The sequence below is a fragment of the Pontibacter sp. Tf4 genome (assembly GCF_014212495.1).
Lineage (GTDB): Bacteria > Bacteroidota > Bacteroidia > Cytophagales > Hymenobacteraceae > Pontibacter.
Window position 1 is genome coordinate 341,290 of record NZ_JACKZC010000004.1, and the last position, 26,511, is coordinate 367,800.

General features: G+C 49.4%; 26 protein-coding genes. 11 read left to right on the top strand and 15 right to left on the bottom strand.

The features are described from left to right. The first annotated feature begins 83 nt into the window (after positions 1 to 83). The 3 genes from dnaG (at position 84) to H7F15_RS08865 (ending at position 4,387) form a co-directional block, all read left to right on the top strand. Positions 84 to 1,997, top strand: coding sequence for a DNA primase (gene dnaG, locus H7F15_RS08855; protein WP_185196608.1), 1,914 nt, complete (start codon positions 84 to 86; stop codon positions 1,995 to 1,997). A 251-nt stretch (positions 1,998 to 2,248) separates the two neighbouring features. Beyond that, on the top strand, positions 2,249 to 3,493 hold the full coding sequence (locus tag H7F15_RS08860; RefSeq protein ID WP_185196609.1) for a bifunctional 3,4-dihydroxy-2-butanone-4-phosphate synthase/GTP cyclohydrolase II: 1,245 nt from the start codon (positions 2,249 to 2,251) through the stop codon (positions 3,491 to 3,493). Between the two features lie 213 nt (positions 3,494 to 3,706). Next, positions 3,707 to 4,387: a hypothetical protein gene (locus tag H7F15_RS08865; RefSeq protein ID WP_185196610.1), complete on the top strand. Its 681-nt coding sequence runs from the start codon at positions 3,707 to 3,709 to the stop codon at positions 4,385 to 4,387. On the opposite strand, the gene H7F15_RS08870 is transcribed toward H7F15_RS08865, so the two are convergent. Together H7F15_RS08870 and H7F15_RS08875 are read right to left on the bottom strand one after the other, a co-directional pair. Beyond that, positions 4,382 to 5,152 carry an ABC transporter permease subunit gene (locus H7F15_RS08870; RefSeq protein WP_185196611.1) on the bottom strand — a complete coding sequence of 257 codons (771 nt, stop codon included), beginning with the start codon at positions 5,150 to 5,152 and terminating at the stop codon, positions 4,382 to 4,384. The genes H7F15_RS08865 and H7F15_RS08870 overlap by 6 nt on opposite strands. 5 nt (positions 5,153 to 5,157) lie before the next feature. Next, positions 5,158 to 6,048 (bottom strand): ATP-binding cassette domain-containing protein, encoded by an 891-nt coding sequence (locus H7F15_RS08875; RefSeq protein ID WP_185196612.1) that lies wholly within the window; start codon positions 6,046 to 6,048, stop codon positions 5,158 to 5,160. 119 nt (positions 6,049 to 6,167) lie between these two features. On the opposite strand from H7F15_RS08875, the gene H7F15_RS08880 reads away from it, so the two are divergent. The 4 genes from H7F15_RS08880 (at position 6,168) to H7F15_RS08895 (ending at position 10,710) form a co-directional block, all read left to right on the top strand. Continuing rightward, positions 6,168 to 6,758 carry a DUF3267 domain-containing protein gene (locus H7F15_RS08880; RefSeq protein WP_185196613.1) on the top strand — a complete coding sequence of 197 codons (591 nt, stop codon included), beginning with the start codon at positions 6,168 to 6,170 and terminating at the stop codon, positions 6,756 to 6,758. 111 nt (positions 6,759 to 6,869) lie between these two features. After that, a complete protein-coding gene (locus H7F15_RS08885; RefSeq protein WP_185196614.1) occupies positions 6,870 to 8,351 on the top strand; it encodes a S10 family peptidase in 1,482 nt (493 codons plus the stop codon). A 98-nt stretch (positions 8,352 to 8,449) separates the two neighbouring features. Next, positions 8,450 to 9,238 (top strand): PhzF family phenazine biosynthesis protein, encoded by a 789-nt coding sequence (locus H7F15_RS08890; RefSeq protein WP_185196615.1) that lies wholly within the window; start codon positions 8,450 to 8,452, stop codon positions 9,236 to 9,238. 155 nt (positions 9,239 to 9,393) lie between these two features. Next, positions 9,394 to 10,710, top strand: a complete 1,317-nt coding sequence (locus H7F15_RS08895) for a hypothetical protein (protein ID WP_255481154.1) — start codon at positions 9,394 to 9,396, stop codon at positions 10,708 to 10,710. A gap of 70 nt (positions 10,711 to 10,780) precedes the next feature. Here the strand turns inward: H7F15_RS08895 and H7F15_RS08900 are convergent, their stop codons facing one another. The 6 genes from H7F15_RS08900 to H7F15_RS08925 all read right to left on the bottom strand — a co-directional run bounded on the left by H7F15_RS08900 (position 10,781) and on the right by H7F15_RS08925 (position 15,774). Then, positions 10,781 to 11,233 carry a DUF421 domain-containing protein gene (locus H7F15_RS08900; protein ID WP_185196616.1) on the bottom strand — a complete coding sequence of 151 codons (453 nt, stop codon included), beginning with the start codon at positions 11,231 to 11,233 and terminating at the stop codon, positions 10,781 to 10,783. Between the two features lie 16 nt (positions 11,234 to 11,249). Beyond that, on the bottom strand, positions 11,250 to 11,753 hold the full coding sequence (locus H7F15_RS08905; protein WP_185196617.1) for a hypothetical protein: 504 nt from the start codon (positions 11,751 to 11,753) through the stop codon (positions 11,250 to 11,252). Positions 11,754 to 11,911: 158 nt separating this feature from the next. Continuing rightward, positions 11,912 to 12,544 (bottom strand): nitroreductase family protein, encoded by a 633-nt coding sequence (locus H7F15_RS08910; RefSeq protein WP_185196618.1) that lies wholly within the window; start codon positions 12,542 to 12,544, stop codon positions 11,912 to 11,914. A 220-nt stretch (positions 12,545 to 12,764) separates the two neighbouring features. Then, a complete protein-coding gene (locus H7F15_RS08915; RefSeq protein ID WP_185196619.1) occupies positions 12,765 to 14,519 on the bottom strand; it encodes a M14 family metallopeptidase in 1,755 nt (584 codons plus the stop codon). A 157-nt stretch (positions 14,520 to 14,676) separates the two neighbouring features. Next, the gene (locus tag H7F15_RS08920; RefSeq protein ID WP_185196620.1) at positions 14,677 to 15,117 is read right to left on the bottom strand and encodes a DoxX family protein; all 441 of its coding nucleotides are present in this window, start codon (positions 15,115 to 15,117) and stop codon (positions 14,677 to 14,679) included. Between the two features lie 39 nt (positions 15,118 to 15,156). Next, positions 15,157 to 15,774 (bottom strand): mechanosensitive ion channel protein MscS, encoded by a 618-nt coding sequence (locus H7F15_RS08925; RefSeq protein WP_185196621.1) that lies wholly within the window; start codon positions 15,772 to 15,774, stop codon positions 15,157 to 15,159. 123 nt (positions 15,775 to 15,897) lie between these two features. On the opposite strand from H7F15_RS08925, the gene surE reads away from it, so the two are divergent. Continuing rightward, complete coding sequence (surE, locus tag H7F15_RS08930) at positions 15,898 to 16,674, top strand: 5'/3'-nucleotidase SurE (protein WP_185196622.1); 777 nt, start codon at positions 15,898 to 15,900, stop codon at positions 16,672 to 16,674. A 74-nt stretch (positions 16,675 to 16,748) separates the two neighbouring features. Here the strand turns inward: surE and H7F15_RS08935 are convergent, their stop codons facing one another. The 7 genes from H7F15_RS08935 to H7F15_RS08965 form a co-directional block, all read right to left on the bottom strand. Further along, positions 16,749 to 17,237 (bottom strand): energy transducer TonB, encoded by a 489-nt coding sequence (locus H7F15_RS08935; RefSeq protein WP_185196623.1) that lies wholly within the window; start codon positions 17,235 to 17,237, stop codon positions 16,749 to 16,751. Positions 17,238 to 17,399: 162 nt separating this feature from the next. Then, positions 17,400 to 18,686, bottom strand: coding sequence for a TonB family protein (locus H7F15_RS08940; protein ID WP_185196624.1), 1,287 nt, complete (start codon positions 18,684 to 18,686; stop codon positions 17,400 to 17,402). A 99-nt stretch (positions 18,687 to 18,785) separates the two neighbouring features. Further along, positions 18,786 to 20,219, bottom strand: a complete 1,434-nt coding sequence (locus H7F15_RS08945; protein ID WP_185196625.1) for a M56 family metallopeptidase — start codon at positions 20,217 to 20,219, stop codon at positions 18,786 to 18,788. Between the two features lies 1 nt (position 20,220). Next, on the bottom strand, positions 20,221 to 20,598 hold the full coding sequence (locus H7F15_RS08950) for a BlaI/MecI/CopY family transcriptional regulator (RefSeq protein WP_185196626.1): 378 nt from the start codon (positions 20,596 to 20,598) through the stop codon (positions 20,221 to 20,223). A gap of 335 nt (positions 20,599 to 20,933) precedes the next feature. Continuing rightward, entirely contained in the window at positions 20,934 to 21,641 is a 708-nt protein-coding gene (locus H7F15_RS08955) for an energy transducer TonB (protein ID WP_185196627.1), read from the bottom strand. Positions 21,642 to 21,723: 82 nt separating this feature from the next. Then, positions 21,724 to 22,302 carry a histidine phosphatase family protein gene (locus H7F15_RS08960; protein WP_185196628.1) on the bottom strand — a complete coding sequence of 193 codons (579 nt, stop codon included), beginning with the start codon at positions 22,300 to 22,302 and terminating at the stop codon, positions 21,724 to 21,726. A gap of 39 nt (positions 22,303 to 22,341) precedes the next feature. Beyond that, positions 22,342 to 22,938, bottom strand: a complete 597-nt coding sequence (locus H7F15_RS08965) for a GNAT family N-acetyltransferase (RefSeq protein ID WP_185196629.1) — start codon at positions 22,936 to 22,938, stop codon at positions 22,342 to 22,344. Between the two features lie 403 nt (positions 22,939 to 23,341). Between H7F15_RS08965 and H7F15_RS08970 the strand changes: the two genes are divergently transcribed. From H7F15_RS08970 to H7F15_RS08980, 3 genes are all read left to right on the top strand, one after another. Then, a complete protein-coding gene (locus tag H7F15_RS08970) occupies positions 23,342 to 24,442 on the top strand; it encodes a glycosyltransferase (RefSeq protein ID WP_255481155.1) in 1,101 nt (366 codons plus the stop codon). 238 nt (positions 24,443 to 24,680) lie between these two features. Further along, complete coding sequence (locus tag H7F15_RS08975) at positions 24,681 to 25,244, top strand: NUDIX hydrolase (protein WP_185196630.1); 564 nt, start codon at positions 24,681 to 24,683, stop codon at positions 25,242 to 25,244. A gap of 183 nt (positions 25,245 to 25,427) precedes the next feature. Further along, positions 25,428 to 26,219 (top strand): TerB family tellurite resistance protein, encoded by a 792-nt coding sequence (locus H7F15_RS08980; protein ID WP_185196631.1) that lies wholly within the window; start codon positions 25,428 to 25,430, stop codon positions 26,217 to 26,219. Positions 26,220 to 26,511 lie beyond the last annotated feature (292 nt).

A 26,511-nucleotide genomic window follows, 5' to 3' on the forward strand; every position in this document is an offset into this window, starting at 1 on the left:
ATCTACACATCTTCAAATTTCCAAATCTTCAAATCAAATATGAGACTAACTGCTATCTTTGCTATCCGCTTATAGTTTTTGCCATGTCCCTTATTCCAAAAGAAACCGTTGACCAGATCATTGCCCAGGCCGATATAGTGGAGGTGGTAGGTGATTTTGTTTCTTTGAAGAAAAAGGGACAGAACATGTGGGCCTGCTGCCCCTTCCACCACGAAAAATCACCCTCTTTCTCGGTTTCGCCGGCCAAAGGCATTTACAAGTGCTTTGGTTGTGGCAAGGCAGGTAACTCGGTGCAGTTTATTATGGATGTGGAAGGCTCCAGCTTTCCGGAAGCACTGAAATACCTGGCCAAAAAGTACGGCATTGAGATTCCGGAAGAAGAAACAGCCGAATACAGCTACGAGCAAAGCGAGCGCGACAGCCTGTTTATAGTTTCTGATTTTGCGAACAAGCACTTCCAGCACAACCTGCATCACCACGACGAAGGTAACATCGGCCAGTCTTACTTAAAACAGCGTGGCATTAGCGGGGCAACTATAAAAAAGTTTGAACTGGGCTATAGTATCGAAGCCTGGAGCGACCTGACCGATGCTGCCCTGAAAGAAGGTTACAAGCAAAAGTACCTAGAAGCAGCCGGGCTAACTATAGTTAAGGAAGATAAACGCTACGACCGTTTCCGGGCGCGCGTCATGTTCCCGATCCACAACGTGTCGGGCAGGGTAGTAGGCTTTGGGGCTCGTACCCTAAAATCCAACGACAAAAAAAGCCCGAAATACCTTAACTCGCCGGAGTCGGAGATCTACCATAAAAGCAATGTGCTGTATGGGTTGTACCAGGCGCGGCAGGCCATGCGCATGCAGGACATGTGCTACCTTGTGGAGGGCTACCTGGATGTGATCTCGCTGCACCAGGGAGGTATCGAGAACGTGGTGGCCTCGTCGGGAACATCGCTTACCGAAGGTCAGATAAAGCTGATAGCGCGCTACACGCACAACATTACGGTGCTGTACGATGGCGACGCGGCCGGTATAAAAGCTTCGATGCGCGGTATCGACCTTATTCTGGAACAGGGGCTGAACGTGCAGGTGGTTAGCTTCCCGGAAGGCGAAGACCCGGACTCATACATCCAGAAAGTGGGCGACACAGCGTTTAAAGCCTATGTAAAGGAGCACGCCCAGGATTTTATCTCCTATAAATCGAGCCTATATGCCGAGGAAGCAAAAGGCAACCCTGTAAAAAAAGCCGAAGCTATCCGTGAGATCGTAACTACTATCTCCAAGATTCCGGACTCTATTAAACGGTCGGTTTTCTTCCAGAGCACCAGCCTCATTTTTGATATAGATGAGCAGGTACTGATCTCGGAGTACAACAAAATACACCTGCAGGAGCGCCAGCAGCACAAAACTGGCAGCCCGGCTGCAGATTTTGTACCCACACAGCCTACACAGGAGCAGGAACCTGAAAAGGAAGTATCGGCGGCAGACAAGCTCAAGCGCTACGAGCGCGAAATAGTACGCATGTTGCTCAACTATCCCGATAAATTGCTGGACGAAGGCATTACAACGGTGCAGTATATGCTGGATGAGCTGGAAGATGTGGAAATGCAGACCCCGATCTACGCACGGTTTATCGACCTGATAAAAGAGGGGCTTTCCGGCGGCAGGCTTCCATCTGCAGACGAGTACATCAACTACCCGGACCAGGAGATTCGCTCGGCAACTATAGACCTGCTCTCTGACCCCCATGAGCTGAGCCCGGGCTGGGCCACGCACTCTATCTTTGTTCCCCACGAATCGGACCTGCTGCTGTATGGCTCGGAGCGCGCCGTGCTTCGCCTGAAGTACCGCTACCTGGAGAAGATGATAGATGACGAGATACTGAAACTGAAACTGGTTACTGACCCGCAGGAACAGGACCACCAGCTGCGCAACATCATCAACCTGAAAATGCTGCACAAGCAAATGGGCGACCTGCTGGGTATTGTTATCAGTAGGTAGTAGCTCTGTTCAACTATAGAGTTCACCTTCAAGTCTTATATCCCTACAAAAATTACGGTCTTTCCTTTAGAGAAGGGTTTTAACTTTCTACCTTTGTTCAGTTTTCCGAATTACTGCTGCCTGGCTATAACTGGATGTGGTGCTGTTTTGAACAATGCCCCGGATTTTATAGTTATGTAGTAGAAGCAATATGTTTCTTTTTAACAGGAAAGGAGCAGGTTTAAAGCTGGCTTCCGTTCCTAAAAACACTTATGGAGAATACGAACACAGAACCTATAAAACTCGATTCTATCGAAGACGCGATCGAGGACATCCGCCAGGGTAAAGTAATTATTGTGGTAGATGACGATGACCGCGAGAACGAAGGCGATTTTATCTGCGCTGCCGAAATGGTAACGCCTGAGATCATCAACTTTATGGCAACCCACGGTCGTGGCCTTATTTGCGCACCGCTAACCGAGGAACGTTGCGAAGAGCTGGGCCTGGAACTAATGGTAGGCCGTAACACCGCCCTGCACGCTACACCGTTTACCGTATCCGTTGACCTGATCGGGCATGGTTGTACTACCGGTATTTCGGCATCCGACAGAGCCAAAACGATACAGGCACTGGTAGACCCGAACACAGACCCACACTCGCTGGGCAAGCCGGGCCATATTTTCCCGCTGAAGGCTAAAAAAGAAGGCGTACTGCGCCGCGCCGGCCACACCGAAGCGGCCGTTGACCTGGCCCGTTTGGCTGGTCTTGCACCGGCTGGTGTGTTGATCGAGATCATGAACGAAGATGGTACCATGGCCCGCCTGCCGGACCTGGTAAAAGTGGCCGAACGCTTTAACCTGAAACTGATTTCTATAAAAGACCTGATTGCGTATCGCCTGAAAAAGGAAAGCCTGATAGACCGTGAGATTGCCGTGGAGCTCCCGACCGACTATGGTAATTTTGACCTGTATGCCTTCACACAACGCAGCAACGGAGCCAAGCATCTGGCGCTTGTGAAAGGTACCTGGGAAGAGAACGAGCCGGTGCTGGTGCGTGTACACTCCTCGTGTGTAACAGGCGACATCTTCGGGTCGTGCCGTTGCGACTGCGGTCCGCAGCTGCACGAAGCCATGCGCATGATAGAGCGTGAGGGCCGAGGCGTTATTGTGTATATGAACCAGGAAGGCCGTGGCATTGGCTTACTGAACAAACTGAAAGCCTACAAACTACAGGAGCAGGGCCGCGACACCGTAGAAGCCAACCTGGAACTGGGCTTTGGCATGGATGAGCGCGACTATGGTGTAGGAGCACAGATCCTGCGCGACCTGGGCGTTACTAAAATGCGCCTGATCTCGAATAACCCGCGCAAGCGTACCGGCCTGATGGGCTATGGCCTGGAAGTAGTAGAACGTGTGCCGATTGAAGTGGTGCCGAACGAACACAACCAGAAATACCTGACCACCAAGCGCGATAAACTGGGACACGATATTCTGAAAAGTGCTGTAGTTAACAAATAAGTAATAAACTATAGCCATTATAAATTAAAGCCAGTGCAGCTATGCACTGGCTTTTGTATTTGGTGCGTTCCCTAAATTTTGGCGTCCGTTTAGTGCGATTACAGGGCTTAAGTCGTTGTAAATAAGGCGGCTGAACTATAGCCAATCACCCACAGACAAGGACTTGTGCAGGCGGTTAAGTTAGTAGTAACATTATCTTAAGACGGGAAGCCTATGAATCGCAATACATACTTCAGAAGTTTATTTTTAACCATTTCAGCCTTAGGTATGGCCTGTACCCTGCAGGCCCAGGTAAGGCAGGACATTGATGTGCAGGAATGGCCGGCTGGCACCGTCACCCTAACAACAGGCGAAGTGCTGGAGGGCGTCATCACTTATTACCGGGCACAGGATATCGTAACCGTGTTGCCCGAGAATGGTAGGCTGCATTCGCTTTCGCCGGTAAACGTGGAACAGTTTGAAGTAAAAAATGATTTTGATACCCGGCGCCATCTGTTTAAAACCATTTACTGGAACCAGGGCAAAGACTATACAGATTTCAAGAAACCTACTTTTTTTGAGCTGCTGACAGACGGAAACGTCACCTTACTGATGCGCGAAAGCTACTATAAGCGTACCATCGATACCTACCTGACAGAGTACAAAGAAGGTACCGTGTACGACCCCATGGGCTACCCCATAGATGCCGTTTTTGCAGACCAGATAAAGCCCCAGTTCTTTGTGATGCAGCCCGATGGTAAAATTATACTGTTACAGCATGCCCGCCGGGATTTCCTGAACTATTGCGGTAAAAAGGCCAGCCAGGTAAAAAGCTTTGCGCGCAAGCAGAAACTGAGCTTTGATGCACCGATGGATTTTAAAGCGATCGTTACCTACTATAACACGCTGCTATAGGTCGCGCAATTTTAGAATACCATAGGTCAGTAACAGGAAAAGCCCGGTGTAAACAAGGGACGGCAAGGTAGCCATGGCAGGCGAAAGCTGCTCAATAGGCGATGTAAGCTGGCCAAACAGGTCCTGGCCCGGCATCGGAGTTAAGCTATCCAGTGCCTTCATCGGGAAGTATTTATCGATCTGGTCGGGGAGGTTGTAGTGGATGATAGGCTCTACGATCTTGGTGTAAGCGATGAATGCAATAATGGCCAGCCCGCTTTTCCGGACTATAAAAGCAAACAGCATGGCAAGTGTCATATAGGCAACCGCCTGCACAAAGTAATAAGGCAGGTAGTCTATCTGGCTGAACATAGCCTGAAACGACTTGTCTGAACTATAGACAAAGCCAAAATAGAAACCCAGCATCAGCAAAAACACCGTACTGAAAACTGCCAGTGCCAGTACCACATAAAACTTGGCCAAAACCACTTCAGCACGCGAGAGCCCGTCAATTACCTGTTGCCGTATCGTCCGGAAACTATACTCATCTGTAACCAGCACGATGACCAGAATGCCCAGCAATAAATTAAAAAAGTGGGCCACATAGGTTAGGCGCTTCCACAGGCCCGGGAATTGAAACGTTTCGTCTCCTAAGGCTTTGTTATTTATTACAATACTGGAGCTTGTGTAAAGGATGAGCAACAGCAGGAGCACATACACGGCCAGTATGATCCAGAAAGTACGGTAAGGAAATATTTTGCGAAACTCGGTTCGGAGTAAGTTCATCTGTATCAGGATTTGATAATCTCAAGAAACTGTTTTTCGAGGCTTTTGCGGCGTGCCACCAACTGCGACAGCACAATGCCCTGCGCAAACATATCGCGGTTCAGGTCGGTACTGCTATAGCCTTCCTGCAGGGTTACGACCACATAGTCTTTCTCCCGGGCAAACCGGGTAATGTACGGCAGGCGCTCCAGCAGTTGCAGCACTGGCGCCAGTTCTTCGGCGCTAACTATAAGCTGCTCCTGTGCAGATAAAATAGTACCGACAGGGCCGTTGGTTACCAGTTTTCCGGTGCGCAGAACTGCTACGTGCGTGCATACTTTCTCTACTTCATCCAGCAGGTGGCTGGCCAGGATTATAGTTTTGCCTTGGTCCGCAATGCGCAGGATCAGGTCGCGCACTTCGGCTATGCCTTGTGGGTCCAGACCATTGGTTGGCTCATCCAGCACCAGCACTTCGGGGTCGTTCAGCATGGCGGCAGCTAAGGCCAGGCGTTGCTTCATGCCCAGCGAAAATCCTTTAAACATAGTATTGCTGCGCGTTCCCAAACCAACCAGGTCCAGCATTTTAGCTATATTGCTATGGTCTGCGCCTTTGGTGTCGGCTATGATCTGCAGGTTACGTTTGGCGGTGAGGTAAGGGTAGAAGTTAGGTGTTTCCAGGATGGCACCTACACGCTGCTTGGTTGCTTTGTTTATGCCATTGCCGAACCAGGAAAAGTTGCCGCCCGTAGGCCTGATAACATCCAGCACCATGCCCAGCGTGGTGGTTTTGCCACTGCCATTCGGGCCAAGCAGGCCATAAATGCTGCCTTCTTCCACCTGCAGACTCAGGTTGTCTACGGCTTTCAGGCTGCCATATTTTTTTGAGAGGTTGTCTATACTTAAAACGATAGCCACAAGTATACTTTTTAGTGAAAGCCAGGTAGGAGGCTTAACAAATATAGTATTTTTGTTTTATAGTCGGGCAGCACCTTAGCCTGTGTTTTGTTTGCCCGATTAGTTACTTTGCAAAGACAATGGAAAATATACCGCTGGATACAGTAAACTATAGCAAGGAAGAACTGACCGTGAGTGCTGCCCGGGCCAACGCGCTGGCGATCGTTTTTATAGTTCCGGTACTGTTCCTGTTTGTGCCGGCTTACATCTGGCTGTGGCCCGAACAGTTTGAACTGCACACCCTGCAAAGTTTTTTCCGGGAAAACAGGGAGAACGTGTTTCTTTACCCACTGCTGCTTTTTATACCCGGCGCCATTGTGCACGAGTTGTTGCATGGCCTTACCTGGGCCTTATTCTGCAAAAACGGGCTGAAATCAATTAAATACGGTGTTCACTGGCAGCTGCTGACTCCTTACTGCCACTGCAAAGAAGTGCTGCCGCTCAGGCCCTACGTGTTGGGTGGCATGATGCCGGGGCTGGTAATGGGTGTGTTGCCAACTATAGCCGGGCTTGCAACAGGCAACATCTACCTGTTTGCCTTTGGGTTACTGTTTACATTTGCTGCCGGAGGCGATGCACTTATTCTCTGGATGCTTCGGAAAACTAAAAAAGAAGACCTTGTACAAGACCACCCGGACCTGATTGGCTGTATAGTTTACCACAAACTATAAGTTTTACCTGTCTGCTTTTCCACAACACTAAAATCTATCCGGTTTTTGCTATATTGTTTGCTTAACCTGCCTGTGGCGGGTTGTTTTTGCATCTGTACTACAAAACTTAACATGAGAAAATTTTTACTCCTTGTGCTGCTGACAGTGGCTATTCACCCGGCTATAGCCCAGCGTCCCCTTAACCCTGATTCGGCGGTTACTACCAAGCAACAGGTAACTGTTAAAGGCAAAAGCATTCCGTACAACGCTACTACCGGCATGCAGCCTGTTTGGGACGAGAACGGCAAAACCATCGCTGGCCTGTTTTATACCTATTATGAGCGCTCTGATGTAAAAGACCGTGCTTCGCGTCCGCTGGTCATCTCGTTTAACGGAGGTCCAGGGTCTGCTTCGGTTTGGATGCACATTGCCTATACCGGCCCGCGTTTGTTAAATATTGATGACGAAGGCTACCCGGTGCAGCCATACGGTTACCGCGAAAATCCGGAATCGATACTGGATGTGGCCGATATAGTGTATGTAAACCCGGTGAACACAGGCTACTCGCGCATGGCCGAAGGCGTGGATAAAGATAAACTAAAGGAGAAGTTCTTTGGAGTGAATGCTGATATAAAATACCTGGCCGAGTGGATCAACACGTTTGTAACGCGCAAAGGTCGCTGGGCATCACCAAAATACCTGATAGGGGAGAGCTACGGAACCACCCGCGTTTCGGGTCTGGCGCTGGAACTGCAAAACTCGCACTGGATGTACCTGAACGGCGTGATACTGGTATCGCCTACGGATTTAGGCATTGAGCGTAGCGGCCCGGTTGATGCGGCTCTTCGCCTGCCGTATTTTGCGGCAACTGCCTGGTATCATAAAAAACTGCCACAGGATCTGCAGCAAAAAGACCTGGAAGTTCTGTTGCCGGAAGTAGAGGCTTTTACTACCGACCAACTGATTCCGGCTATTGTGCAGGGTGGCTTTATAGAAGAAGCACGCAAAAAAGAAATAGTAGCGAAAATGGCCCGTTATGCCGGCATCTCCGAGCAAAGCATACTAAACTATAACCTAGATGTACCTACCAACTTTTTCTGGAAAGAACTGCTCCGTAATGAAGGCTACACGGTTGGCCGTCTCGACTCACGCTACAAAGGCATAGACCGACAGGATGCTGGCGACCGGCCAGACTTTAATGCCGAACTAACTGCCTGGCTGCACGCCTTTACGCCGGCCATCAACATGTATCTGCGCAACGAACTGAAGTATAAAACCGACGTGAAGTATAACATGTTCGGCCCGGTGCACCCCTGGAACCGCAGCAACGATCGCACCGGCGAAAACCTGCGGCAGGCAATGGCGCAAAACCCATACCTGCATGTACTGTTTCAGGCCGGCTATTACGATGGTGCCACCGATTACTTCAACTCCAAGTACAGCATGTGGCAGTTAGACCCAAGCGGCAAACTGAAAAACCGCCTAGACTGGAAAGGATACCGCAGCGGGCACATGATGTATCTGCGCAAAGAAGATCTGGTAAAAAGCAACGACGACCTGCGCGAGTTTATCAAAAAATCGCTGCCAAAAGCTGGTCAGCCGGCAAAGTATTAGCAGGAACTATAGTTCAGTTAGCAGTTTTTTTAAGGAGTCTGACCTCCAAACCCGGAATAATTAATCATTACTCACTATTCATTACTCATTAAAAAGCTTTGGCAAAAATAAAACTATACCAGATAGACGCTTTTACGGATAAAGTATTTGGCGGCAACCCGGCGGCAGTGTGCGTGCTGGATGCGTGGCTCGATGATGCAACCATGCAGCACATAAGCGCAGAAAATAACCTGGCTGAAACTGCTTTTGTAGTGAAAACTGGCGATGACTATGAGATCCGCTGGTTTACGCCAACCGTAGAAGTAGACCTATGCGGGCACGCCACGCTGGCAGCAGCTTATGTGCTATTCAACTACTATAGCCACCCCTCTCAAACTATAAACCTGAACTCCCGGCGCAGTGGTTTGCTGCGAGTACAACGGAATGGAGACCAGTTAACGCTTGATTTCCCGACGGATGTGTATGAAGCAGCTGAAACGCCGGAAGCATTAGTAGAAGCTTTTGGAAAAGCACCACAGGAAACTTACAAAGGCAAAACCGATTACCTGCTGATATATAGTTCGGAAGAAGATGTAGCTGGTTTTAACCCGGATACCAACCTGGTAAATTCGGTAGCGGCACGTGGTGTTATTGTTTCGGCGCCGGGAAAGGAAGTTGATTTTGTGTCGCGGTTTTTCTGCCCGCAGGTAGGGATTGTGGAAGATCCGGTAACGGGTTCGGCCCACACCACACTTACACCTTACTGGAGCAAGCGCCTGAACAAACAGGTAATGACAGCCAGACAATTATCCAAAAGGCAAGGCAATTTAACCTGCTCGTACCTTGGCGACCGCGTGAAGATCACAGGCAAAGCAGTAACCTACTTGACCGGCGAGATCGAAATTTAAATCAACCAGCTATAGTTTTGTAAGGTCCTTTTTATGCCGATCAAACTCCTGCGCTTATAGATATAAATGCCGGTTAAGTATATCTTACCGGCATTTGTTTTTCATAATGCTCAAACAACTATAACTTAAACCCTGAACAACCATACCCAACCTATATGCAAACTCTGAAAAAAGCATTTCTGTTTAGCCTTCTCTTTGCTGCCTGCTGGGCCTGCACCACTACCAAAACCGAGACCGCAGAAGTAGCCACCATGGACCAACTGGCCGAACGTTACGTGAAAGCCTTGCTTAAACTGGGCCAGTACGACAGCGATGTGGTGGATGCCTACTACGGCCCGGAAGCATGGAAACCAACCGGGAAACCTGCCGATTCGTTGCCAGCTGATGAATTTTTAGCAGAATTTAAAGCCATACAAGCGCAACTACAGCTACAGGATACTACTAACATGGCTGCCGATGAAATGCGCCGGCTGGCTATGTTTAAAAAGCAGATACTGGCGGCTATTACCAAAGTAGAGATGATGCAGGGCAAAAACTATAGTTTCGATGAGGAAGCTAAACTGTTGTACGATGCCGAATCGCCGCATTACGAGCTCGCGCATTTCGATTCGATACTTACGGCCATAGATAAGCAATTGCCCGGCAGAGGAACGATAGCCGCACGCTGGGATGCCTACCGCGCCGGATTTGAGATACCGAAAGCAAAACTGGATACCGTTTTTAAAGCCGCCATTGCCGAAGCCCGCAACCGCACCAAACAGCACTATAAACTGCCGGAGCACGAAAACTTTAAACTGGAATTCGTGACAGATAAAGCCTGGTCGGGTTATAATTACTACAAAGGCAAAGGCTATAGTTTAATCCAGATCAACACAGATTTTCCGATATACATTGAGCGTGCCATAGACCTGGCTGCACACGAAGGTTACCCAGGCCACCATGTATTTAATGTGCTGCTGGAGCAGAATCTGGTAGATAAAAAAGGCTGGAAGGAGTACTCGATCTACCCGCTGTTCTCACCACAAAGTTTAATAGCCGAAGGCAGCGCCAACTATGGCATCGATGTGGCTTTTCCGGCGCAGGACCGCATTACATTTGAGAAAGAAGTGCTGTTTCCGTTGGCTGGTTTGAACGCTGCCGAAGCCGACCGCTATTATGCTATACTGGAAATGATTGGCCAGCTGGATTTTGCCGGAAACGAAGCCGCAAGGCTATACCTGAACGGAAAAATCACGAGAGAACAGGCTGCCGAAATGCTGGTAAAGTATAACCTGTATGCCCCGGATAAAGCCCTTCAGCGAGCCCGCTTTATGGATAAATACCGCAGCTATGTGATCAACTATAACCTGGGCCAGCAACTGGTGCGCAACTATATTGAGCGCAATGGCGGCACCGACGATAACCCGGCAAAGCGTTGGCAATTATTCGGCGAACTGCTCTCGAACCCGAATACAGCCTCTATGCTGAAATAAATTTTAGCACAAACTATAAAAGCCACTGTTACAGGCGGCTTTTATAGTTATAACTATAGTTAGCTATAGTTTAGCTGGCTTTTTCCTCCGGAATGATCGTGATCTTTCCGTTCTTCTCCAGAATGGCATATTTGATCTGGTCCAGGCGTTGCAGCCCGTGCAGGTCTCTTGCCGATTCCAGTATATCTACTTCATCTATCCGTTCTTTTCGCATGCGGTCGCGGAGCAGCTGGCCTTTGTCCATAATTATCAGCGGGCCCCCGTCTACCATTTTCTCAATCGGTTTAAATTTCTGCTTCAGGAGCGATATGATAATGTCGAGGATGATCAGCGTTATGATGAGCAGCAAACCGTTGGTGAGCGAGAAATCGTCGCCCAGAAGTGCCTGCTGAGTGGTTTCGGCAATAATCAGTAACAACACAAAATCAAATACGGTTACATCGTACATCGTCCTCTTTCCACTGAGCCGGAAGATCAGCAGCAGAAATACATAAATGACAGCGCCTTTTATAATAGTATCCATCGTTCTTCAGGTCTGATTAAGGGTACACAAACTGTGACATCGTAACTGCTTCGTTATCGGGGCCTTTGGCCGTTATCTGCAGCGGGCCAATGTGCAGGGGCTTGGTATAGAATAGAATAATAAACTCCGGTTTTGTTGCCCGGAAGGTGTAGGTAATGCCATCCGGACTGATCTCGGTATGCTCCGGCTCCGGCACAATTTCTTCTACCCGCACCTTGTCGTAAAATTCCTTGCTGAAAAAGAGGGTAGGGTTCGCTGATTTCAGGTTATGCAGCGTGATCTTCATTTCTCCTTCCACCTCATCCCGTAAAAAGCGGTCGTATTCCACTTCCATTGCTTGCGAGGCGGTGCTTTTTGTTAATTTGTTGATACCTTTTACACCGCCCCGACCTGTAAAGCCAAGTAAGGCTGCGATCACAATAAGAATCAGAATTACCCAGCTTACCCGTTGTACAGTCCAGGTGCGACGCTCCATTTTCAGGTCCTCATCTATCTCCAGTTCTCCGTTGTGCTTTCTCATGGTTTCAAAATATTGTACTATGCCGTTAAACGGAGGAAGTGAGAGAAGGATATTATTATTGTCGGGGCATCAAACTATAAACTGCTTACGGCTGCGGGTTAAAAGAAAAAGTCACCCTTGCAGGTGGCTTTCCAAACTATAAGTACAGAAACCGGTGCTTAAGCCAGCTTCACGAAAAGCTGCTCTTTCTCACGGCGTACTTTTTTGGCAGTTGCCAGGAAATCGGCTTCGGTGTTGCGGTAACCAATTGGCATAAGTGTCACGCTGCGCAGTCCCTTTTCTTTCAGGTTCAGCAGTTCGTCCAGCGCATCAGGGGCAAAACCTTCCATCGGGGTAGCATCCACACCCTGCTCGGCTGCGGCAGCCAGAGCAGTGCCAAGGGCAATGTACGTCTGGCGGGCGGCCCACTCATATTGCTGCTCCTGCGTGCGGTTCACCACAGAGTTCATCAGGCTGCTCTTAAAATCTGCAAGCGACTCCACCGGTATCTGGCGTACCTCGGCAATGTTCTGCATATAAGCATCTACATCAGCTTCGGTTACCTTATCCCAGGCAGCAAATATTAACAGGTGCGATGCCTCCACGATCTGAGGCTGGTTATAAGCTACTTTCTGAATCTGAGTGCGCAGGTCCTTATCTTCTACAACAAGCACAGTGTATGGCTGTAAGCCCATAGAAGAAGCTGACAAACGGGTTGCTTCCAGGATGTAGTCTATTTTCTCCTGTGGTACTTGTTCACCGGTCATGCGTTTGGTAGCATAACGCCAGTTCAAATGATTAATAAGTGTCATTTATATGTAAGTATATTTAATGTATGTACATGCAATTTATGTAGATAACGCCGTAAATCCAGTTTTTGGTTCCTAAAAAGTTTTATTCTTTTAGCAGAAATGTATTGTTAGAAACTCCACTGGGTAGGAGATTTAATATAAGTGGTTATGTTTCAGGGGGATATTATAAAGCAAAAAAACTGCCTTTGGGGCAGCTTTTTTATAGTTACAGCGCTATAGTTTACAGCGGAAGTTTTACGTTTTCCATCAGGCGGCCTACCGGGTACATGTTATGCGTAAACTCGTAATGCGGCGTATTGCGGTACACAAAATCCAGTTGGGCGCGGGCATTTTTAGCAAACTCCGGATCAGCTTTCCGGCGCTCTTCCAGTTTTTTGCGCAGTTCCGGGTCCTTCTTCAGGTATTCAGCAGCCAGGTCTTCAAACACATAGCTCGAAAAATATTCCTTCTGCATCAGGATAGAATCGAAGAAGTTCCAGGCGAAGTAAGAATCCACGCCTTGAGGTTCCAGGGTCTCTACTAAAAAGCGGTTGGCTTCCTGGTTCAGGTAAACCACATAATCACCTTTCAGGAACTGGCGCGGCATGGTCCGTCTCTCCACTTTTACATCCGAGTGTATGTAATGGCCTTCGTACGCGCGCGGACTGGTTTTGTAGTCGGTAATGTAATAGGTATCAACGTTTATAGTTGTGTCGCGGGTAAGCTGCTGCATTTCTACCTTGTTGGTTTTAAGGCGGTCAATTACTTCGTGCCAGGCAAACGGAATAATGTAGGCTACCGGTTTCTCAACTATAGTTGTCGGGGTAAATGTGTTGTAGTATTTGATGTTCTTGCTGTAAGGTGCTTTGCGGTCGTAGTACAATCTTTCCTGTCCGCTCACATCGCTTGGTTTATATTTGGCCGCATAACCCAGGAACGGGATCTGGTCTACTTTTGTGGTGTCGAGTTGCCAGTTAAGCGGGTATTGCTGTTGCTGCAGGGTTTCCTGCTTTGCTTTGGCGCGTAACTTCCCGATCTCATCCGCATCGCGGTGTACCGTCTCTATCATGTTCTCCATTAGCTTGTAGGTAGCTTTCACGCGTTGGTCAAAGGGCTTCAGCATGTGGGTTTCCGGCACAAAACCAATAGTGTTATACAGGGCAGTGTACCCGGTCGCATAGCGCGGCGACTCCATAAATCCTATAATTCCTTCATCGGGCGTATCGCCTGCGTGGTTCATGTATGGCACCATCGGAAACTTGTCCTGTTTCATCTGGGTGTAAAGTGTTGGCACCATTTTCTTGTTCAGGTACTCGGCCAGCGTCGGGTTCAGTTTGTTGTGCTGCGTAGCGATCAGCGTCATCACGTGCTGGTAGTCGGCGCCGTTGGAGGTGTGGTTATCCATGAACACATCCGGGTCCCAGTCGCGGAAAATGAGGTGGAACAGTTTGGCGTTGCGCGAGTCGGTTTTAATGTAGTCACGGTTCAGGTCAAGGTTGCGGGCATTGCCTCTGAAACCGTATTCTTCCGGGCCGTTCTGGTTGGTGCGAGTGTGACTGTTGCGGTTTAGGGCTCCGCCAATGTTATAAACCGGGATAATGGCCAGCACCACGTTGTCCAGCTGCTTGCGCTTGTTTTTGTCCTGCAGGTAGTCGCGGGCCAGCATCATGGTCGCGTCAATGCCTTCGGGCTCGCCCGGGTGTATGCCGTTCTGAATGAGCAGTACGCGCTTGTTTTTCTGTTTGATAGATGCCGGATCGAAATCCTTGTCGGTAGAAACGATGACCAGGTGCAGCAAACGACCGGAGTCGGTGTAGCCATAAGGTACCATCTTTACTTCGTCGTATGCCTTATCAAAGGTCTTGTACCAGTCAATGGCCTGGTCGTAGGTGGCGGTTACGTTGCCGTTGCCTTTTTCGTAGGGCGTCTTCAGGTCTGGTTTTTTATCAGGGGCGCCGGTGCTGAGCAGGGCCGCTAAAAGAAGTGTGGTGAGCATAGGTATGTGTAGTTAGCAAGTATTGATGCGGTAATTTAAGCTTTTTCAGGTGAGAATTCCACAGGAAGTACTATAACCCGAAACAGTACAAACAAAAACGCCTGCCATACAAAGCAGAGCTGTTGCGTGGCAGGCGTTTTTTATTCTGAACTATAGGTTAATACAAACGGCGGTCCCGTTTACCCGGAAAAATGGCTTTGTCCAGGCTGTATTTGCCGGGGCCGATAAAGATAAGCGAGAAGAAAAGGATACCGGCTTCAAAAGCGTGCGAATAGCCCCCAAAACCTTCGCCGGCAGCTGCATGCCGATAAGCCGCAACCAACATGGTGATTGTCAGTAGTATACACGCAATCCTGAAAAAGAACCCGAGCATTACCAGCGCGCCGCCCACTACTTCAGCAAAGGCAGCCATAAATCCCCAGAACACGGGCATAAAGTCAATCCCGAACAGCTGCATGTTATTTCCTACCTGCTCCCATTTTTCGGGGCCACCCATAAGCTTGGGCCAGCCATGCAGTATGAACATGAAACCAATGCCAACACGCAGAAGCAGCAGGCCAAAATCTTTGTACTTGTAGCGGTAACGAAATAGAGCCATAGAGCAATAATACAAATTCGCTCTAAATATAACAAATTCCTAATATACAAGAATAGCCTTTACGCGGGTATCTGCAGGAACTGTTTCAGGGGTTAGCCGATGCAGCTGGTTTTGAGGTATGTTCCCGGTATCGAGCACAAAGGTAAGGCCGCCTTCTTTGGCCACTGCCACCAGTCCGCCATCGGCCAGCGTTACGGTGCTTACCGGGTGGGCTTCCTGCGCCTGGCTATAGTTGGCACCTACGCGTATTCCTTTTGGCGTCACAAAACTGTCTGAGGTTACTTTCAGGCGCCATACGGTGCAGGTAGGGCTGCATTGCTGCTCCACCCAAAAGCCTTTGGTTAGCTGCTCAGGCTTTATCAGGTAGGCTGTGGACTGCATGCCTTCCTGCTGCAGCACGGTATCGGCAATGGTAAAACCGGCCGGTATGTTCTGGCGCATCTGTTCTATGTTGTCGCCTATCGATACAAAGCTTACCCGGCCCGGTACTATCTGCAGCTGTTCTGCCGACGGGCTGGCCGGCTCTTCTGGGGTGTCGGTCAATACTTCTTCGGTGCTGGATGTGGCCGTTTCATCTTCTCCGCTTCTGTCGTTCTGCGAAAGGCAGGCGGCCATGCCCACTCCCAGCAGTATTGCATAAAATATATTCTTGAGCATAGGTGTCTGGATCATACATGTAATTTAATATTCTTAAACCTTGATGCGCAACATCGGGTTGTTGTATATTAGCACGAAAAAGAAATTCGTTTATTTTATTATACATCAACTAAAAATAGTAGTATGGCTAAACCACTGATCCTTATTTCGAACGATGATGGCATAACAGCGCCGGGCATTCGCACACTTGTAGAAGTTGCCATGAAGATTGGGGATGTGGTGGTGGTAGCACCAGACGGACCGCAATCCGGCATGGGGCACGCCATTACCATTGGCAACACCCTGCGCTTGGACAGATCCATTGCTTTTGGCGACCTGGACGTGGAAGCATACGAGTGCTCGGGCACGCCGGCGGACTGTGTAAAACTGGCTAAGTTCCATGTGCTGAAAGACCGCAAACCAGACTTAGTGGTAAGTGGCATCAACCATGGTTCCAACTCCAGCATCAGTGTGTTATATTCGGGCACTATGTCGGCGGCTATAGAGGCGGCTATCGAAGGCTTGCCTGCCATTGGTTTCTCGCTTTGCGATTATGGCCACGAAGCCGATTTTTCGCACACAGCCCCGTTTGTGGAGCAGATCATCCGTCAGGCCCTTAAGTACCCGTTACCGGAGGATATTGCCCTGAACGTGAACTTCCCGAAGAAAAGCGAAGAACCTATAAAAGGGGTGAAGATATGCAGGCAGGCACGTGCCCGCTGGCAGGAAGAGTTTGACGAGCGCCTGGACCCACGCAACCGTCGCTATTTCTGGATGACCGGCAACTTTGTGAACCACGACAAAGGCGAAGACACCGACGAGTGGGCGATCGTGAACAACTATGTATCGGTAGTGCCCTGCCAGTTTGATTTGACCGCTTACCACGCCATCTCGACCCTGAATAACGACTGGGATATTTAAGAGCAATAGTCCGAAAACAACAAGGCCCGCAGCTAAGCTATAGTTGCGGGCCTTGTTGTTTATAATGCAGTAGCTTAGTTTTTCTGCTTTTTTGCTTTCCTGTTTTGCTTTGGATCCTGCTTTGGCACTTCAAACGGCGCTTTTCTGCTGAAATCTATAGTTACATCCATTGCTACATGTACCAGTTTGCCGTTCTGGCTGCCCGGTTTCCAGTGGCCGCTGGTCAGTTTTACTAATCTTACCGCTTCCTCATCAAGGCCGTAACCCATTTTTGTAAGCGTCTGGGCATCCCGGATGGTGCCGTCAGGACGCACTATGAAACGCACCCGGGCAACGCCGGTTTGTTTGGCAACTATAGCTTCAGGCGGGTATGTCAGGCTATCATACAGAAAGTTGGTAAATGCCTCGCTGCCACCATTAAATTCGGGCATCTGCTCTACATACTGGTACGGCCGCTCGTCTTCGGGCAAAGGAGTGCCTTGTGCTGCGGCATCGGCAGGGGACAAGAGAGCGAAGGTACAGGCAAGAAATAACAGGGTTAAAAGTGGTCGCAGGGTTTTCATGTTCGGTGTTTGGTTGTTGCGTATAGCCTGCAAAATAAAACGATAGCTGCTAACAAACTATAGCTTGTGCATAATTATTGCCGCTTTTGAAAAGAAACAGCCCACAACTATAGGTTAGCTGCGGGCTGTCAGGTAAAGCTTCTGTGTAATTCTGAAAACGCTTTATTTTATTTTTGTAACGATTACATCGGCTTTTGTGCCTGAGGTGTCGGCTGCTTTTTTGGTGCCGTCGTTCAGCACGAACTGTATGGTCAGTTTTCTGGTAACGGTTACCGGTTTGCCATCTACTTTGGCTGGCTCCCATTTGCCTTCCATCAGTTTTACAACGCGTATCAGTTCGTTGTGCAGGGCAGCATTCTCCTCTTTTGATTTTGGCAAGGTAGATTCTCCTCTGTAAAACATCGGCCCAACTATAGCGCCATCGGCCTTTATCACTATTCCCATTTCAACGGTGCCTTCAAAGTGAAGGCCGGCCGGGTAACGCAGGTTTTTGGCCATAAACTTTTCTACAGCGCCCTCTTTAAAGGTTGGCTGTACACTCACTTCTTCTAACTTATAGTAATCTTTGGTGTACTTGCTCATTTCGGGGCTTGCCAGTTGTTTGTTGTTGCCAGCAGCCTCGCCTAAAAACTGTATTGGCAACACCAGTTCCGAGCCGGTTGGCTGGCCGTTCTGTAAAGCTGGTTCCCATTTGCCAGAAGTGGCTTTTACGGCGGCAGTAGCTGCTTCTGCGAGCCTGGCAAGTACGGCTTTGTTCTGCACCTGAAACGTGGAGGCATCCATGTAGTCCATATCGGCGCCGGCGCCAACTGTCTTTTTCAGTTTTGTTTCCTGCAGGCGGATGTTCGATACGGTACCGTCTTTCTCTACATTGAACTTAACTATAACACGGGCATTCAGATTTTCTTTTTTGGCTTCTTCGGGCAGTTGCAGATGTGCCAGCATGGTGGTGTACAAAGCTTCGTTGCCGCCTTTAAACTTAGGAGGCTGGTTGGCAACACTGGCAGAAGCGGCCCTGTCAGACTCGTTTAGTGTGAACCGGATGGGCAGTGTGTATTGCACTGATACTACTTTGCCATTCTGCTTTCCGGGGGTCCAGTTGCCGTTGGTCAGGTTTACGACACGCAGGGCTTCCTGGTCGGTGCCGTGGCCCAGGCCTTTCAGTACTTTGGCATCTTTTACATGGCCGGTTTCATCAATTACAAAGCTAACCACTGTTAAACCCTCCACCCCTTTGGCTTTGGCCTCGGCGGGATAGCTGATGTTGGCAGCCAGGAATTTCATCATTTCCTTTTCGCCGCCTTTGTAAACCGGCATCTGCTCTACATAGGTAAATGTTTTGTTTTCCTGTTTGGTCTGGGCTATAGTTGGTGCCGGTAACATAACTGTCAGGGCAAAAGCTACCAGCGGCGTGGCCAGCAGGGTTTTGGTAAGGTGTACATGTTTCATGGTTGAGTATGTTTATAGTTTGTGTTAAGGATTTACAGGGCAATAGCTATCCTGCCCCAGCAATTTTCCAGGTTAGCATGGGTGATATGAAGGACAAGGTTATTTTGTGAGGGAGAACCTTACCGGCAAGGTATAGCGCACCTGCACGGCTTTGCCATTCTGCCTGCCCGGTAGCCATTTACCGCTCATCGTTTCCAATATTCGTTTCACTTCTGTATCGGCCGCTTCATCCAGGCCTTTCAAAATACCTATATCAGAAAGCTGCCCATCCGGTTCAACTATAAATGTAGCCACCACAAGTCCTGTTTTACCTGCTTCCCGGGTGGTTTCGGGGTAGCGCAGGTTTTTAGCTATATATTTCTGCAGCTCCACCTCGCCGCCTTCAAATACCGGCATCTGCTCTACATACATAAAAGGCTGATTGGCTGCTTCCGGCTGAGACACTGCTTCCGGCTCTTTTACTTCGGGCTTCTTTTCCGGCTCTGGTTCTGCAGAAAGTGGTTTTGTCTCGGGTTGTGTGGTTATAGTTGGTTCTTCAGGTGCTGTTATTTCAGGTGCGGCTATAGTTGCGGGTGCTGGTGTAATAGGCTGTTGTGCTATAGTTGCTTTTGTAACCGGCTGGGCCAGTGCCTGTACCATATCGGCGGTAACATCTTTGGTAGAGAAAAAGAACAGCAGCAGTAGCAGCATCGGGATAGCCAGCAAAGGGCGAAGCAGGGTTGTTTTCTGGTTATGTTTCCGGAGCATGTGCAGGCGCTTAAATACCTGTGGTCTGTAAAAGTAGCTGCCAACCGGCATGCCTGTTTTGTAAAGCGCTTCTTTGGCCAGCAACGACGAATACGCCTCCGGCTGGTAAACCGAAACTACAGCGGCATCGGCCTGATACTCGTGCACATCGCGGAGCTCGGCCTTCAGCAGCCACACCAGCGGGTTAAACCAAAGCACAGCCGTCAGCAGCTCATAATAAAGCACATCGTAACTATGGCCCAGCCGCACATGTGCCAGCTCGTGTGCCAGTACCTGTTGTTGCTCCTGGCTGCTAAGGTGCCCCTGCGGATGTAGGAAAATATAGTTGAGAAAAGCGAAAGTAGGGTAGTTGCTTTGAGTTTGCAGCACAGTGGCCTCGGAACTATAGTTTGGCAGTGGCGTGGCCGACCGGATGATACCGCGCAGTTTGTATAGTTGCACGCCCAGCCTTATCAGCAATACCAAAGCCGCTGCAGCGTAAACTATAGCCAGTATATGTTCGAGGCTGATGCTATTATCAGCGGCGATAGCCTGTCCGGGTGCCGTGGTGGTGATCAGTACTTCGGCCATCCTGAAATCGGGGAGGCCGGTGGCACCTAAGTATTGGCGGGCTACGGGCAAGGGCAGCTCCAGCAGCGGAAGCACGCCTGCCAGCACCGGTGCCAGCAGCAGGAACAAACGGTTAAAGCCAACCCTCGGAAAGCTGCGCAGCACCAGCAGGTAAAACCCGTAGAGCAGCAGCAGGCACAACCCCGACTGCAGGATATAGTTGTAGATCGTTTCCATGTTACTGTTCGGTTTCGTCGTTCAGGTCGTTTTTTACGTGCCGCATCAGTTGGTCCAGTTCTTTTACGTTCAGGTTGTTGTCCCTGGCAAAAAAGGAAACCAGCTTCTCAAAAGAGCCGCCAAAGTAACCGCTCATAAAGTTCTTCAGGAAGAAGCTTTTATAGTTGTCTTCGGCTATCAGGGGGTAGTACTCATGCGACTTACCAAAAGCGGTATAGCCCACAAAGCCTTTCTTTTCGAGGATGCGCACGATCGTGGAGACTGTGTTGTAGGCAGGGCGCGGCTCGGGCATCTGCTCGATGATATCTTTTACAAATCCTTTCTCAATTTTCCAGAGAATCTGCATGATCTCTTCTTCCGCTTTGGTGAGTTCTTTCATAGGGTGTTCGGTTGCTGGAATAAACATATAACTAAATACTTAGTTTAACAACTAAAAGTTTAGTTTGTTTTTAAAATGCTTGAATTGAGGCTGATAGGAGTGATTTTGTAGTTGGAGTGAAATGAACTCTTCGTGCCCTTGGCGTGCGACTTTGCGTACTCAGCGGTTTTGTTTTTAAACGCAGAGAGCGCAACGATTTACGTGAGGGGCGCTGTGGGATTTTAATTAGGAGAGATGCAAAGATATAGTTAGCGCCGGAACCACCACAATAAAAAAGTCCTGCTCCGTGGCGGAAGCAGGACTGCTATAGTTTGGGAATTGGGCTTTACGGAATATTAAAAGATAACCGGCATGGTGTAGCGGATCTTCACTTTCTGCCCGTTCTGTTCACCGGGAATCCAGTTGCCTTCCGTCAGTTTGGCCAGTCGCAGCGCTTCGGCATCCAGGGCAGGTTCAATGCTTTTCTTTACTTCATAGTTACTCAGCGAGCCATCCTCGTTTATTACAAAGGCCACATACACCACGCCCCGCTTTTTAGCCTCACGAGGGTACCGGGCATTCTTCTTCATAAATTTCACGAACGCTTCGGTACCACCTTTGTACTCGGGCATTTCTTCCTTTACTTTTTCAGAAGCAGGTCTGGAGGAGTTTGCGGTGAAGCTGATAGGAAGTGCAAAACGTACCCGTACCGGCTTGCCATCCTGTACGCCCGGGTTCCAGTGCCCGCTCATGTTCCTTACCGACTGCACGCAGGCAGAATCGAGCTTCGGGTCCAGCCCTCTTGCCACTTTTACATCCTGAATGCTGCCGTCCGTTTCAACAATAAAACCTACCACTACCCGGCCCTGTACCTGCGCATTGGCATACGGTATGCTGTTGGAGAGATACTTGATCATGGCTTCCAGGCCGCCTTTGTATGTGGGGAGCTGCTCTACGTATTCGTAAATTTTGGGTGCCTGGTCAGCTGACGTCTGAGAAAACCCGGTAGCTGTTGAACATAATAGCAGCACTATGGTAAAGAAAGCGGTAAACGTAAATTTCATGTGCGGGGGATAGGTATAAAAACGGAAAGATATAGACTTTCTGAAAGACTACCTATAGTTGCTGTTTCCAATTTATGGGCTGTTACTGCCGCTCCACTACGTTTACACTTACAAAGCCGCTGCCTTCTTTTATGGTTTGCTGCCACCCCATGCGTTTCAATTCTCTCAGTATAAAATAGTTGAGCAGGCCGTGGGCTACCAGCACAGCTATAGTTTCCTTTTTGGCTTCGGTGGCCAGCTGGCTGGCGGCAGTGCGTGCCCTGGCGCGGGCCTGTTTAAAGGTTTCGATACCGCGGCTGTTAAACCCTAAAAACCACAGTATGCGGGCAGCCACCAGCCATAGTTTAATAGGCAGCCGCAGCCAGGGCAGCGAAAACACTTTCCGTTCAAACTCCCGGAAGTTTCCGTCGATAATGAGCTGCACCTCTTCCCCGAAAATAGCTTTGGCTGTAAGCTGCGCGCGCACAAGGGTGCTGCAGTGCACTTTAGTGATCTGTTTATAGGGAATAGCTTCGTGGGCGAGTACAAACTCCTCAACCTGGGCAGCATCGTAATCCGAAATATACTGGCGGGCAGCAGCCGAATTGAACAGCCCTTTTTTGCTGACCAGTGGCCGGGCATGCCGGATAAGAAAAATGCGGAGTGGGGCAGGAGTATCCAAACGATAGCTGAACTGGTTTACTTCAACTATACGGTTGCGCTACAGGTTTATGTTAGCCAGATCAGTAAAGATGCGTTGCTGGATTGCCGGCCACTCCGCGCGTAGGATGCTGTAGTAGATGGTATCGCGGCGACGGCCATCCTGCATCAGGGTGTGGCTGCGCAGGATGCCTTCTTCGGTGGCGCCTATTTTACGCATGGCCTGGCGCGAGCGCAGGTTCAGTACATCGGTTTTCAACTCTACCCGCTCAAACTGCAGGGTTTCAAAAGCATAGCGCAGCAGCAGGAATTTGCAATGCCGGTTCAGGCCGGCCCCTCTGTAAGCTTTGCCCAGCCATGTCCAGCCAATTTCGAGGCGCTTGTCAACTATAGATATGTTGCCGTATGCCGTGCTGCCAGCCAACCGGCCTGTTGCTTTATCTACAATCACAAAGGTATAGCGCTGCTGTTTTGTGCGGTCGGTAAAGGCTGTAGTGGCCCAGTGTTGCAGGTCCTGTTCCGATTCTACGCGTAAGGTCATGTAGCGCCAGATGTCCGGGTCCGTAGCTATAATTTGCAGCTGTTCCAGGTCCTGAGGTTGCAGCGGGCGAAGCAGTACGTTTTCGGTTTGCAGGTGCAGGTCTTGTTCAAAGTTCATGGGTAGTGCTGGTTGGCTGTCTGCAAGCTATAGTTTGCCCACAGTATTTACAAGCCGGTACAGCCAAAAACAGGCAGCTATTGTTATCCGAAAATTAAAAATTGATTAAAACCACGCCAGACACTAACAGAATGAGCACAATACGCGTAAGAGGAGGCACCGGAAACCAGCGGCCCACCCGGCCACCAGGATGCGGCACCTTCGGCAGCAACAGCCTTTCCGGAAAAACCAGGCCATCAAACTAAACAACACAACCCTGAATAGTTAAGCACCGGCTTACCCGGATAGCTTCTGATTATTTGCAAGGAATACATTTATTAACCATTAACCCGGTAACCGCGCTCCAACTCTGTGGACCTGTTTCAGGTTACCGCTTTTTTAACTTTATGCAGCAGTAATACTCATGGAAACACATCATCCTTCAAAAATACTGATGACCGCCGATACCGCTGGCGGCGTCTGGACTTACGCACTGGAATTAACAAGAGCACTTGCCCCATATGGCACCCAGGTAGCCCTGGCCGTGATGGGAGAACCACTGAACGACGAGCAGCGCCGCGAAACGGAAACAATAGACAACCTGACACTGTACGAAAGCAACTTTAAGCTGGAGTGGATGGACCAACCCTGGCAGGATGTAGCAAAAGCCGGCGAATGGCTCCTGCAACTGCGCGACGAAGTGCAGCCCGACCTGATCCACCTGAACAGCATGGTACACGGCAGCCTGGACTGGGGAAAACCGGTGCTGGTAGTAGTGCATTCCTGTGTGTTGAGCTGGTGGAAAGCAGTGAAAGAGGAAGATGCGCCAAAAGAATGGAATACCTACAGAGAGCTGGTGACCAAAGGGCTTCAGGCAGCAGACGTGGTGATAGCACCCACACAAGCCATGATGCACCAGGCCGAGGAACTATACGGACCATTTAAACAAAGCTCGGTGATCTACAACGGCCGCGGGCAGCACCATTTCCAGTTCGGGCGTAAAGAGCCGTTCGTTTTCAGCCTGGGGCGTGTGTGGGACGAAGCCAAGAACATCTCGATGCTGGCGCACATTGCATCAGACCTGCAGTGGCCGGTTTACATTGCCGGCGAAGGAAGACACCCGGCCACCGGTAAAACCATTGAGCTGGAAAATGTCCACTTCCTGGGCCACCTCACTAACAAAGAAGTGTCAGACTGGCTGTCGAGGGCATCTATTTACGCCTTGCCTGCCAAGTACGAGCCGTTTGGCTTAACTATTCTGGAGGCCGCCATGTCGGGTTGTGCGCTGGTGGTGGGCAAAACCGAAAGCCAGGCCGAAGTATGGGGCAATGCCGCCAAGTATGCGGACCCGAACAGCGCCGACGACTTACGCGATACCATCAACAACTTGATTGAGGACGAATTCTGCCGCAACATCATGGCCTGCCGTTCAGTAAAGCGCTCGCACGGCTACACCTCCGACCAGATGGCACAGGACTATAACCATTTCTACCGACAGCTGTTAAAACAACCTGTAACTGTTTAATTGTTGGTTGTTGAATTGTTAAATTGTTGATGGTTAAATTGTTGGGGTTGCGTGTGGATGGATGTATTTGTGGAATTCAGAAAAAAAATAATTTAACCATTTAACCATTTAACCATTTAACCATTTAACCATTTAACCATTTAACCATTTAACCATTTAACCATTTAACCATCAGCAATCATAAAATACGGGCCGCGTTTGCTATACTTGCAGGCGTGGCTTTTTAATGCCTTTTTACATGAACCAGACAAAAGATAAAATACAGCCCTGGAAGACCCTGAAATCGGAAATGGTGGTGGACGAGAAGTGGTACAGACTGCGTCGTGATGAAGTGGAACTGCCGAACGGCGTGGTGCTGGATGACTATTATGTAAGCGTGCGCCCGGATGTGGTGCTGACGTTTCCGGTTACGGATGACGGGCAGGTGATTTTTGTGCGGCAGTACAAGCATGCGGCTGGCAATGTGTTTATAGAGTTACCCGGCGGCGTGATAGACGACCATGAGCAAAACCCTGCAGAAGCTGCCCGCCGCGAGCTGCTGGAAGAAACCGGCTACACCTCTGATAACATGGAACTGTTGCTGGAGGTAATAGACAACCCCACCAAAGACACGAACAAAATCTACTTTTACCTGGCCCGCAATGCCTACAAAGTGGCAGAGCAAAACCTTGATGAAACAGAAAACATTGAAGTGCTGCACGTACCTGTAAAAGAAGTGGAGCAGATGGTGCTGAGTGGCAGCATCCACGTTTCGGGCTCAGTTGCCTTATGTTTGCTGGCTCTGAAGAAACTGGGCTTATAGATCTGATTGCTATTCCATAACTATAGTTGCTTTATAAACTCAGGCTATAGTTTACAGAAGATAAAACACCCGGCTATAGTTTACGGCCGGTTTTTTTTATTTCGGACCACAAGTAAAACTATAGTTTAGGTTAACCCCGCAACTATAGCAGCCGTTATTACCTAACCACACAATACAACAGCTATGGAACAGGAACCTACCACTTTACTGAAAGACTACTCGCAGGAAGAAAAAGGCGCTTATTTTGGTGCTTTGGCTATTATGGCCTCTGCCGACGGAAAGACTACCGACGAAGAACTGCAGTTCCTGCAGATGATGGCCGAAGCAGCCGAGCTACCAGCCAATGTACAGCAGGAAGTAGCAGCAGTCGCCAAAAACCCGTCTATCATAAGTCTCGAAAAATGCCTGGACGTGCTGAAGACAAGCCAGCTTCGGTTTTCGTTTGTAACCGATATCATCAGTTTCGCAAAAGCCGATGGCCAGTACACCCCTGACGAGCAGCAGCGCATTAAAGAAGTATCGGAGTACCTCGGCATTGACCAGCAGCAGTATAGCATATTAGACCAGTTCGTGAACAAAGCTGAACAAGCCAAGCAGCAAGGCGAAGACCCTACTTCACCCTCTTTCCTGAACAAAAGCGGTTTCGACGATATGTTTAAGAATGCAGGTATTTCCCCGGCTATGGTTACCGGAATTTTAGGCGTGCTGGCACCTATTGTGTTGTCGGGTATGATGCGCAGGCGCGGTGGCGGTATGATGGGCGGAATGGGCGGAGGCTTGTTAGGTGGTCTGCTGGGCGGTAGTATGATGGGAGGCGGCATGTACGGTGGCCGCGGGTACGGCGGCGGATTAGGTTCGATCATCTCCATATTGGGCGGACTGAACGGCCGACGCGGTTACGGCAGCATGCGCTCCGGTGGCCTTGGCGGTTTGCTGGGAGGTCTGCTCGGCGGCAAACACAAGACGGGCTGGTAACTGGTTATTTTGCCAGCCTGAATCAGGATTTACAGGATTAAAGGATTTTCAGGATTGTGCTTTCGTTATAGTTTGAGTTATAGTTTTATTGTTACGGTTTGTCCAACCACCCCTGCCCCTCCTTAGCCAAGGAGGGGAACTCCGATACTGACATTTCAAAAACTATAGTGCTATAGTTACAGACCATGAGGAGGTCAGGTTTACCTGGCCTTTCGTATCTATAGCCACGAGAAAGTAACCGATCTGCCTTAACGAAGAGCAAGTACAGCTACTATAGTTAAAGCAGCCGCTA